The sequence below is a fragment of the Paenibacillus sp. VT-400 genome (assembly GCF_001029205.1).
Taxonomy (GTDB): Bacteria; Bacillota; Bacilli; order Paenibacillales; family Paenibacillaceae; genus Paenibacillus; species Paenibacillus amylolyticus.
Genome location: NZ_LELF01000067.1, coordinates 483,793 through 495,871 on the forward strand (window position 1 = coordinate 483,793; position 12,079 = coordinate 495,871).

Genomic DNA, 12,079 nt, shown 5'->3' on the forward strand with positions numbered 1-12,079 from the left:
TTATGCCATAAAATCACATTGACATAACGTTTATCCCTATGTAATATTAGCCATCGTTATTCAAATTCTTTTTTTTGGGTTACTTAGTTAAGGGAATTGTTTCGACAGGAGGAATCTTCGAATGAACATTATAAGCAAAAATCGTTGGGTAGCACCGATGTTATCAGTGCTGCTTGTATGTATAGTGGGGGTAAATGTCGTTCAGGCGACGGGGAAGTGGAATGAAGCTAGTGATAGTAAACAGATGACCGAACTTGCGGCTTCTGGGCAAAATAACCAAACATCTACGCAAGAAGAGAGGCGCATGATGGAAGATGGGACAAGTCTGTCCTCTAATCTGTCTGCCCAAACCGTAGCGTGGACTGAATCTCTGCCAGCGAAGAACTGGCTTACGACTGCTCAAGAAGAGCAGGAATTGCAAGAAGCCAAGGCCAAGAACAAAGCTAGAGCGGTAGCTGCGGCCAAAGCCAAAAAAGAAGCTGCACTGAAATTGGCTAAAGTGAAACGTGCCAAAGAAGTCGCTGCTGTAACAACTCCCCCCCAAAAACTATACTTTACACGGACCAAACTTCTGAACCAGGAAGACTCGAAACTTGCAACCTGGTCATACAGTGTGTCCGATAAAGAACTGCATCTGCTGCAAAAAATCGTCATGGCAGAAGCGGAAGGTGAACCGTACGAAGGCAAAGTGGCAGTTGCCAATGTTGTCTTGAACCGGCTGCGGTCAGCCAATTTTCCCGATACCATTTACAAGGTCATCCATCAGAAATCCCAGTTTAGTCCTGTAGCGAACGGACGTATGAAACGTGTGGTTCCCAACGAGGACAGCATCAAAGCAGTGAATGCTGCGTTGAACGGGAAGAAGGAAGTTGCCGATGATACGTATTATTTCTTATCATTGACGCTTGCTGACGATCTGACAGTTGCCCGCTCGCAGAAAAAAGTAAAAACGATCGGTCATCATACTTTTTACAAGTAATTGACCCGTAAATTCTGCAAACAGGCAGGGTAGTTAACTGTGTGTGCTTCACACGGCCCTTGAAAAAGCCTGAATCGTAGTTTTATTTCGTTATTTAAAAATATCGTTATACTCTAAATTACCCTTTTTTCTGCCAAATCATACGGTGGAATTAGTGAAAATAAAAGAAGGTTCCCTTCCAAAAATTCGGAAGGGAACCTTCTTTGTATATCGTGAGCAATTGTCTTGTCCCCACTAACACCTCGTGAGAGCTGTTCTAAAGGTCCATAGAGGCGTCAGAATGGTATTCTGGTACCTGACAAGGACGTGGCAGTAATTCCGGCTGTGAAGCGCTCCAAGGAGGTTGTTGTGACTTCGGCTGTCGTCGGAAACAATAAGTCATGAACAGCTTGAGCACAGCACTTCGGATCATAGACCGAATGGTTACCTGAATGATGCGCTACGTTCAGCGGGCTTTCAGTTTGAGTAGATGCCTGCTCCACTAATTGTCTGAAACGATTGGTGATCACGTCGGCAGAGTGAATGACGTGGCCGTATCCGGCTTGTACAAAGTATTCACAGTTCTCTTCCTCTTGACCTGCAATCGGAGGAATGAACAACATCGGTAGACCCTTGGCCAACGCTTCAGTGCATGTCATGCCACCTGGCTTCGTAATCAGCACATCGGATACATCCATGAGTTTGCTTACTTCCCGTGTATATCCCAGAATACGAATATTCGGGTGCTGGAAGCAAGGCATTTCCTTCATTTTTGCGATCATTTTTTCATTGCTTCCTAGACAGAAGACCAATTGAACACGATCTGCCCAAGACGTGAGAGCTTTCATATGATCCTCATCAAACGAAAGTCCCCATCCACCACCCATAAGTAGCGCTGTAGGCATGTTCTGAAGCCCCATCTCTTCCCGTAGCTTCACCTTATCTCCAGCTTCCCAGAAGTCTGGATGCACAGGGATTCCCGTGATCTGAATATGGGAGGGATCGACACCCCGGATCTCAAGCAATGCTTTGACCTGAGGGGTAGAGACCAGATATTTGTTCACTTCCGGATTAATCCATGTTCCGTGCACGTCATAATCCGTCACGACCGTATAGAGCGGGATATTCAGACCCTGTCGTTTGAGCCGGGAGATGACAGCATTCGGAAAAGGATGGGTACAGATCACCGCATCGGGTTTCAGTTGGGATACGACCTGTGCCGTCTGTGTATAGAAAATTCGGTGCAACGCCAGCTTGGTAAAACCATTTAATGATTTATTGTACTGTGTGCGGTACAACAGGCTGACCAGTTTGGGTTGAACCGATAGTGTCTTTCGATATGCAGAGAAAATTAGTGGAGCTACCGTTGGGTTCAAAAATTTGCCTAGTTCAATGACACGACTGTGAACATGTGGACTGACTTTTTTGATGCCATGTGCCAGCGCATGAGCGGCCTGAGTGTGACCGGTACCGAAACCTTCCGATAATAAGAGCACTCTTGGTTTTCGCATGAGTTCACCTTTATTCATAAGTTTTAATTCAAAAAGAAGATATTCATTGTTTATTCTAGCTATGGAATGCGTTACTACATGAATATACATTGAAGCACAAAATCATGTTTCTTCTATGAATATTTACACCATATATCATACAATGAGACAACTTAGACTTCATTATATACACGTATTATCTGAGTCATCTTACACTATAGACGACGACAGAAGGAGTTTCCACTGCATTTAGGTTAAAAAATATTAACACAATTTTTAAAATGTTAGGGTTGCAATCTGTTTTAGAAGGTGGTATTGTAGTTTTTGACCGAATGACCGAATTGTATTTCTGGTCATTTATGTAGAGCGATTGAACAATGAATGTGATTAAAGGAGGGATTAGATGGCTCCGATTGACAGGAGACAGCAGGTTATTCATGCAGCAGCCCAGTCGTTTGCCATGTTTGGATACAAAGCAACGACGATGGATCAGGTCGCCAAGATTGCGAACGTTGGCAAAGGAACGATCTATACGTTTTTCACCAATAAGGAACAATTGTTTGATCAGATCCTGGTAGAAGTGATTCAGGAAATGAAGAACATCGCGCATCGTGAAGTACATCAGGAAAGTGCATTTTTTGATAATCTGTTTCGGGTACTGGATGCCTTGTTGGAGTTTCGTCGTGATCACGATCTGCTCGTTAAGTTATCTCAGGAGCTGAAGGACTTTGGAACGCTGCAGGCCAAGGAAGGTTTGGACAAGGTGGAGAAAGTAATCTCCGACTTTCTGGCTAAGGAGCTTGAGAAAGCAAAAGACAATGGAGAGATTCGAGATTGTGATCCGCAAGTCGTCGCATTTATGATGATTCGCCTGTATATTGCACTCACCTCAGACTGGAGCAAACAACATCAACCGCTGAGCAAAGAGGAAATCAAGACTTACTTTCGCCTTTTCTTAATGGAAGGAATTGCTGCTGTAACGTAATCCAAATTTAATCTACTATAATATAAGGATTTTCACGCGTATCAAGCAGGGAGGCTTGTCGGAAGACAGGTTGTTTTTTTGTCCTAAAGTGACCGTTTGAGGAAAGTAGTCACTTCGTGTTTCAGTATGTTTTCTGGAATGCGACATTGTATTTCATTATGGTTATTCCTGCTCATGGAGCAGAGAGATTAAGGGGAGAAAATGACATGAAATCTTTATCCGTGTTTTTCAAGGATGTGGGATCGGCCGTGAGAAACCCAAAGGTGTTGATCCCTGTTATTGCAATTATGTTTATACCGATCCTGTATAGTGGCATCTATCTGGCGGCCTATTGGGACCCGTATGGTCATGTGGATGAGATGCCGGTTGCCGTTGTCAATCTGGATAAAGGTGCTGAGCTGGAGGGCAAATCCCTCCATGTAGGTAGTGATCTGGTGGATGAGCTGAAGAAAAATGCCGATTTTAAATGGGACTTTGTCAGTGCCAGTCAAGCCAAAGAAGGCATGAGTAATGACAAATATTATATGCAAATTACGATTCCGGAGAACTTCTCATCCCAAGCAACAACATTGCTGGATGACAAGCCGGAGCCGGCTGATCTGATCTATGAACCGAATGGCAATTACAGTTTTGTTGGTGCACAGATCGGTAAGACCGCTATTAAGGACCTGAAAGCAAAAGTCTCAGCCAAAGTAACGGAATCCTATGCAGAGACATTGCTCGACAAGTTCTCCGAAGTATCGGATGGCTTGGCTGAGGCAGGCGATGGGGCTGGTGAACTGAATACCGGTGCAGGCAAACTGGATGATGGTGCTGTTAAGCTCAAGGATAACCTGGCGAAGCTTGCATCCGGAACGCTTGAACTTCAGGAAGGACTTTCTCCATTAAGTGATGGTGTTAACGCGCTGCATACAGGGGCAACCAAACTTGAAAGTGGAACATCGAATCTTGTATCCGGTCTGCAACAGCTTCAGGCAGCTGCTTCGAGCCAGCTTCAGAGCGGAGCAGATCAGTTGAAGGATGGCAGCGCCAAGTTGGAAACCGGACTCCAGTCTTCACTGGATGGCACAAGTAAGTTGCAGGCTGGCCTGAAATCTTCAGAACAGGGCAGTGCAAAGCTGTCGGATGGTCTGCAAAGTGCAGTTCAGGGCAGCGGTACACTGGCAACAGGCCTGCAATCGGCTGTAGATGGCAGTTCCAAGGTGGCTGATGGTGCACAGGGCGTAGCCGCCGGATTGAAACAGCTTGCTGCATCGAACCCCGAACTGGCTGAAAATGCGGATGTACAGAAGCTGCTTGCAGCAAGTGAAGCTGTTGCTGATGGCAGTGCACAACTGCATGAGAGCGAGCAGAAGCTGGCACAAGGTGCAGATCAGCTACATCAGGGCAACCAGCAACTGGCTGCGGGTGCAACCGAGCTTCATGGAGGTCAGGAGCAACTTCTTGCTGGTGCGAACCAGCTGGTGGATGGTCAGAAACAATTGCTGGCTGGTGCAGGGCAGCTTAGTCAAGGAGGAGCGAAACTCTCCGATGGTCTGAAGCAGTTCAGCGGCAAATTGGGTGATGCTGCAAGTGGCGGTACATTGCTTGCAGATGGTGCCAAGCAGCTGGGCTCAGGAACAACAGCTTTGCAAACGGGTGTAGGTAAACTCAGTGGTGGCGTTAGTTCACTAACCGATGGTTCCAAGCAATTGGGTGATGGCGCGGGCAAACTGGCTGACGGCCTTACTGAGCTAAAAGATGGCTCGAGTGAATTGGAAACCAAGCTGAATGATGCCGCACAGAAAACATCCGAAGTTAAGAAAACGGATGATGTAGTGAACATGTTCGCTGAACCGGTAAACTCCTCGGAGAATACAGCAGAGAATGTGAGCAATTATGGTACAGGATTGACACCGTTCTTCCTGTCGATCGGTCTGTTTGTGGGATCGTTGATTTCCACGATTGTATTGAAAATGCGGGAAACGTCCGTACCTGGTGCAACAGGCTGGAATCGTTTTGTCAGCCGGACACTGGTATTTGGCTCCGTAAGTATTTTCCAATCAGTTATCGTGGCAAGTTTCATGTTATATGGTCTTGGACTGGAGACGCACAGCGTAGGGCTGTTCTATCTGTTTACCATTATTACGGGGCTGACCTTCATGTTGATTGTTCAGGCACTTGTAACCTGGCTGGATCTGCCTGGACGTTATGTTGTCATTCTGCTTCTGGTCTTCCAGCTTGCGGCTAGTGCAGGAACCTTCCCGGTAGAACTGATTCCATCATGGCTTCAGGCATTTAGCCCTTGGTTGCCAATGACACACAGCATTATGGGCTTCAAAGCCGTAGTATCGAGTGGTAATCTGGATGTGATGTGGCATCAGGCAGGTATTCTTAGCATCTATGCAGGTGTATCCATTCTGCTGACGCTTGCTTACTTCCTCTGGAATGGCAGACGTCCGAAAAAAGAAGTCGAACAGGCTGATTCTGGTCAAGTTGTGACGGCATAAGTCGAACCTGATCTTCAGCAGGGTCATATTTTTGAAAAAAAACTTTATTTTCTTGTAGTGGAATTATGCAATATAGTAGTCAAATAGTGCAAATAGCCTGTGACCCCAAAAAGGGGTTGCAGGCTATTTTGTATACAAATGCATAGAGAAGTAAAGTTTCGCTGGCTTAAGCAGTGAAAATTTGGTGGAATTATGGATAAACGTAGGCGGCACATGGAACGATTTTCTTCTGTCAGCAATTTAATTCAGTTGTACTCTGGCTTAAAAAGTGTATAATTATTCGAAAAAGAGATGAATTTAAACGTCACTACTGTAAAGCTGTACTGCAAAACATTTCTTATCAGAGGTATTAAAAAGTTTAAATTGCGCTGATGTTAGGTCGGTGTTAAAATAATAGAACTATATCAAAAAAACGTCGCTCCATTTCAGTAGCCGTGCCAGCGGCTGCGTGTTGATTTATACAGGCTGTTTGCCGGATCGTCCGGATCAGCTCATCTCATCTCATTTAATGGCTTCTGCCCAATGCAGGCATTATTTTTGACAGTCTCATGCTGTCACCTCTTCTATCTAGCAGGCTCTATCGCAAGCGAAAGGCCAGCTCCTCCCGTTTCATTGTTGCCTGTTGCCTATGTTCTTGATCTTTCCGAAATACTTCATTATAGAAAGGTTGCGTTCCATGAGACACATCGGATTACCTCCAAAACAGGGTCTGTATGACCCGCAGTTCGAAAAAGACGCATGCGGAATGGGTTTTGTTGCCAACATCAAAGGAGTACCTTCACACGATATCGTTAGTCAGGCACTGACCATGCTCAGTAACATGGAGCACCGTGGAGGACAGGGAAGTGAGCCGAATTCTGGTGACGGAGCAGGTATCCTGATTCAGATTCCACATCGCTTTTTTGCAGAGGAAGCGAAACGCCTTGGTTTTGCATTGCCTGAACAGGGATTCTATGGCGTAGGGATGTTGTTCCTTTCCCAGGACCCTGCCATTCGCAGTGCGCATGAAGAGAGCCTTAAGAAGATTATTGAAGAAGAAGGTCAGACGTTCCTGGGTTTCCGGGATGTTCCTACTTTTGATGAAATGCTTGGCCGTTCTGCGCTTGCAGCAAAACCTTATGTACGTCAGGTGTTCATTGGAAGATCCGCAGATGTGAAGGATGAGCTTGGATTCGAGCGTAAGCTGTATGTTATTCGCAGACGTGCTGAGCTGGCTATTCGTTATTCGGCAGATGAAGCAGAAGGTGGTTCGTTCTACCTTCCGAGCATGTCTTGTCGCAAAATTGTATATAAAGGCATGCTGACAACTGAACAAGTTGGCGGGTTCTATCTGGATCTGCAGGAAGAACTCGTGGAATCGGCCATTGGACTTGTGCATTCCCGTTTCAGTACCAACACCTTCCCAAGCTGGGAACGTGCCCACCCGTATCGCTTCATGATCCACAACGGTGAGATCAACACGATGCGTGGTAACGTGAACTGGATGCATGCTAGACAGTCCTTGTTTGAGAGCGAGTTGTTTGGTAACGACATTGCGAAAGTGAAACCAGTCATCAATCCGGACGGTTCGGATACAGCTATGTTTGATAACACACTGGAGTTCCTGTATCTGAGCGGCCGTTCTCTGCCACACGTGGCCATGATGATGGTTCCTGAACCTTGGAGCACGGATGAGGGAATGGACCCTGCCAAAAAGGCATTTTATGAGTATCACAGCACAATGATGGAGCCTTGGGATGGACCAGCAGCAATGGCCTTTACAGATGGTTTGCAAATTGGTGCAACACTTGACCGTAATGGATTGCGTCCAGCTCGCTATTATGTAACCAAGGATGACCGTATTATCCTGTCCTCCGAAGTTGGGGTACTTGATATCGCGCCGGAAGAGATCCTGTACAAAGATCGTCTGCGTCCAGGTCGGATGTTGCTTGTGGATACACAAGAAGGCCGCATCATCGCGGATGAGGAAGTAAAAGCAATCATTGCAGCCGAGAATCCGTACCAGGATTGGCTTGATGAGCATTTGATGGATCTGAGCGAGTTGCCGGAAGCACCGGAACTTCCTGATCCAAAACATGATAACGTGACCCAGCTTCAGCTGGCATATGGTTATACATTTGAAGAACTGCGTAAAATCCTGGAGCCGATGGCAACAACAGGTATGGAAGCTACGGGTTCGATGGGTTATGATGCACCGCTGGCTGTGCTGTCGGATCGTCCGCAGCGTCTGTACAACTATTTTAAACAGATGTTCGCCCAGGTAACCAACCCGCCAATCGATGCAATCCGTGAAGAGATTGTAACGTCTACAGCAACAACCATTGGTCCTGAGCGCAACTTGCTGAACCCTGAACCGGAGAGTTGTCGCCAGATCCGTCTGGATACACCGGTATTGTCCAATGAAGACTTTGCGAAGATTCGCCATGTGCGTCGCCCAGGCTTCCGCTCCATGACGATTCCAATCTTCTTCACCGCTGCGGAAGGAGCAGAAGGACTTCGCAAAGCGATGGATTTGCTCTTCGAAGCTGCAGATCGTGTCATCGACAAAGGTCATAACATTCTGATCCTGTCTGACCGCGGTGTGGATGCAGAGAATGCTGCCATTCCTGCATTGCTTGCTGTAGCAGGTCTGCATCACCATCTGATTCGCCATGGAACCAGAACCAAAGTCAGCATTATGCTTGAATCGGCAGAACCGCGTGATATTCACCACTACGCGTTGCTGCTGGGTTACGGTGTAAGTGCGGTGAACCCTTATCTGGCCTTTGAAACGCTGGATGACATGATTCAGCAAGGATTGCTGCGTGGTATCTCGCATGAGAAAGCAGTGAAAAACTACATTAAAGCAGCTACCAAAGGCGTTACTAAAGTGTTGTCCAAAATGGGGATTTCTACGATTCAATCGTATCGGGGAGCTCAAATATTCGAAGCGGTAGGTCTGAAATCAGATTTCGTTGACCGTTACTTTACCTGGACACCTTCCCGTATCGGTGGAATTGGGTTGGAAGAAGTGGCAGCCGAAGCGTTGACACATCATAACCGTGCCTTTACGGAAAAAGACGGTAACGATAAAGTATTGGATTCCGGTGGGGATTATCAATGGCGTAACGACGGAGAAGAGCATCTGTTCAATCCGCAAACCATTCATACCCTGCAACATGCAGTACGCACTGGGGATTACAAGCTGTATAAAAAATATTCCAAACTTGTACAAGGTGAGAATGATCAATTGTTGACCATTCGCTCCATGTTGAAGCTGAAACCGGTTGGAGCTTCCATTCCACTCGAAGAAGTTGAATCCGTAGAAGATATCATGCGTCGTTTCAAAACAGGTGCAATGTCCTTCGGTTCGATCAGTAAAGAAGCGCATGAAGATCTTGCCATCGCTATGAACCGTGTTGGAGGTAAATCCAATACCGGTGAAGGTGGAGAAGACCCGGCTCGCTTCATTAAAGATAGCAACGGGGATTCCCGTCGTAGTGCGATTAAACAGGTAGCATCCGGACGTTTTGGTGTTACATCCAACTACTTGGTTAATGCCGACGAGATTCAGATTAAAATGGCTCAGGGAGCTAAACCAGGTGAAGGCGGACAGCTGCCAGGACGTAAAGTGTATCCTTGGGTTGCTGAAGTTCGTGGATCTACACCGGGTGTAGGTCTGATCTCGCCACCACCGCATCATGATATCTACTCGATCGAGGATCTGGCAGAGCTGATCTATGACTTGAAAAATGCCAATCCGCGTGCTGAGATTAACGTGAAGCTGGTATCGGAAGTGGGCGTGGGTACCATCGCAGCTGGTGTAGCCAAAGGCCGTGCCGATATTATCCTTGTCAGCGGTTATGACGGTGGTACAGGTGCATCACCGCAAGGTTCGATTCGCCACGCAGGTATGCCTTGGGAACTAGGTCTTGCAGAGACACATCAAACGTTGATGCTGAACAATCTGCGTGATCGTGTTGTCCTCGAAACAGACGGCAAAATGCTTAACGGCCGTGACTTGGCGATTGCTGCCTTGCTTGGAGCAGAAGAGTATGGATTCTCTACAGCACCGCTCGTTGCACTTGGCTGTATCATGATGCGTGTCTGTCAGATGGATACCTGTCCGGTTGGTGTAGCGACACAGAATCCGGAATTGCGTAAAAATTATATGGGTGATCCAGCTCATGTGGTTAACTTCATGCGATTTGTTGCTGAAGATGTGCGTGAGATCATGGCTGATCTTGGTTTCCGTACTATTCAGGAGATGGTCGGACGTACAGATTGCCTCGAAACGGTAGAAGCCGTAGATCACTGGAAGAAAAAAGGTGTGGATCTGTCTGTATTGCTGCACGTGCCTGAAATGCCGGAAGGCTCTGCACGTTACCGCACACAGCATCAGAATCACCAATTGGAAGAAACGCTGGATATGCAACAATTGCTGCCACTGGCACAGTCTGCTATTGAATCCGGGCAACCGGTTGAAGCGGTGCTTCCAATTACAAACGTTAACCGTGCAGTAGGTACCATTTTGGGTAGTGAGATCACACGCAAATATGGACTCGCAGGATTGCCGGAAGATACGGTTAAATTCAAATTTGTCGGCTCTGCCGGACAAAGCTTTGGGGCCTTTGTACCTAAAGGTATGACCTTGACCGTTGAAGGTGATTCCAATGACTACGTAGGTAAAGGATTGTCCGGAGGTAAACTGATCGTGATGCCTTCTCCGAAAGCAACGTTTGAGGCGGAAGATAACATCATTATCGGTAACACGGCTCTCTACGGAGCAACAAGCGGTGAAGCGTATATCCGTGGTATTGCGGGTGAGCGATTTGCTGTACGTAACTCGGGCGCCAAAGTAGTCGTTGAAGGTGTAGGCGACCATGGTTGTGAGTATATGACAGGTGGACGTGTCGTTGTACTGGGCGATACAGGTCGTAACTTTGCAGCAGGGATGTCCGGAGGTATTGCTTATGTGTATGATCCGGAAGGCACATTCCTGAAACGTTGTAATCTGGAAATGGTTCTTTTGGAACGTATCGAAGATGTGGCCGAAAGTGCAGATCTGCGAGGCATGATTCAACGTCATGTTGCCAACACAGGAAGTGCTGTCGGTCAGCGCGTTCTGGATAACTGGCAAGATGCGCTGAATCAGTTCGTTCGGGTTATTCCGAAGGACTTCAAACGTATGACAGAACAGATCGAACGGATTCAGGCAACAGGTTTGACGGGAGAAGCAGCGCTGCTTGCAGCGTTTGAAGCGAATATGCGTGAACTTGCACGTGCTGGAGGTTAATAACTTCCTTGTTCCAAGGTGGAGTTGCATGAACAGGTTGTATTAAGAATAATAGGAGCAATATGGTTGCCATTCCGGCATCATATTGCTCCTATTTTGCTTTCGACAAAATTAGAACCCCATCAAAAAACGTTATCGCCATGAGACGACAACATCGAGGAACTTTCTCAAGTATAATAAGGCTAGTTTTGGAGGGCAGGGAAAGTATAAAGATAAGAGAGGTTAGCGGAATGAATATGAAGCATCCAAACAGGGACGATCGTAGGCCGACAGGTAAACAAGTCGAAGCAACCCAGATGGACATCATGAAGGTGTTACTGCAATGCGGAATCGACCCGGAGCGTTGGAACCATTTCGTATCCTCCGTCAACAACAAGCGTCCTTGACACAATAGACAAGCATGGAATGAAAGGGAATTAAGTCACAAAAAAAGCCCAGAAGCCAGAGATGTTATCTCTCGGGAACTGGGTCCTCTTTTCGGGTTTAGTCCATACTGCGTTCCATTCGGACAAACGCAATAAAACGACGTGCTTCTTCTTCTGTTAAGGACTTCCCATCAATCATCAGATCGAAGCGTTCCAACACTTCCTTATCCGACAACTCCAAGGTATCAACGAATTCACGTACGTCTTCATCCATCACAACATCGCTTTGCTTTGTACGTCCTATAAGATAATCGATAGACACATCAAAGATGTCAGCAAGTCTCGTTAACACTTCGAAATCCGGTTTACGTCGATTCTTCTCGTAGTGGGAGAGAGCAGCTCTTGTAATATGAATGGAGCTCGCAAGTTCTTCTTGAGTAAGTCCCCGCTGTTCCCGTAATTCCGCAATGCGATTTCCGTAGCTCATAAGCTATTTCCCCCTGAACGACATCAAATA

General features: G+C 46.7%; 7 protein-coding genes. 5 read left to right on the plus strand and 2 right to left on the minus strand.

What is annotated here, in order from left to right; genetic code table 11:
• Nucleotides 1-121: 121 nt before the first annotated feature.
• Complete coding sequence (locus tag EL84_RS12780; RefSeq protein WP_047841962.1) at nt 122-979, plus strand: cell wall hydrolase; 858 nt, start codon at nt 122-124, stop codon at nt 977-979.
• Between the two features lie 275 nt (nt 980-1,254).
• Here the strand turns inward: EL84_RS12780 and EL84_RS12785 are convergent, their stop codons facing one another.
• On the minus strand, nt 1,255-2,469 hold the full coding sequence (locus EL84_RS12785) for a UDP-N-acetylglucosamine--LPS N-acetylglucosamine transferase (protein ID WP_047841963.1): 1,215 nt from the start codon (nt 2,467-2,469) through the stop codon (nt 1,255-1,257).
• 382 nt (nt 2,470-2,851) lie between these two features.
• On the opposite strand from EL84_RS12785, the gene EL84_RS12790 reads away from it, so the two are divergent.
• From EL84_RS12790 to EL84_RS32005, 4 genes are all read left to right on the plus strand, one after another.
• Complete coding sequence (locus tag EL84_RS12790) at nt 2,852-3,433, plus strand: TetR/AcrR family transcriptional regulator (protein ID WP_036611349.1); 582 nt, start codon at nt 2,852-2,854, stop codon at nt 3,431-3,433.
• 206 nt (nt 3,434-3,639) lie between these two features.
• Nucleotides 3,640-5,922 (plus strand): YhgE/Pip domain-containing protein, encoded by a 2,283-nt coding sequence (locus EL84_RS12795; protein WP_047844153.1) that lies wholly within the window; start codon nt 3,640-3,642, stop codon nt 5,920-5,922.
• Nucleotides 5,923-6,598: 676 nt separating this feature from the next.
• Nucleotides 6,599-11,197 (plus strand): glutamate synthase large subunit, encoded by a 4,599-nt coding sequence (gltB, locus tag EL84_RS12800; protein WP_047841964.1) that lies wholly within the window; start codon nt 6,599-6,601, stop codon nt 11,195-11,197.
• Between the two features lie 230 nt (nt 11,198-11,427).
• A complete protein-coding gene (locus EL84_RS32005) occupies nt 11,428-11,583 on the plus strand; it encodes a hypothetical protein (RefSeq protein WP_017690128.1) in 156 nt (51 codons plus the stop codon).
• A 97-nt stretch (nt 11,584-11,680) separates the two neighbouring features.
• Here EL84_RS32005 and EL84_RS12810 read toward each other — a convergent pair whose 3' ends face one another.
• On the minus strand, nt 11,681-12,049 hold the full coding sequence (locus EL84_RS12810) for a helix-turn-helix domain-containing protein (RefSeq protein ID WP_047841965.1): 369 nt from the start codon (nt 12,047-12,049) through the stop codon (nt 11,681-11,683).
• Nucleotides 12,050-12,079 lie beyond the last annotated feature (30 nt).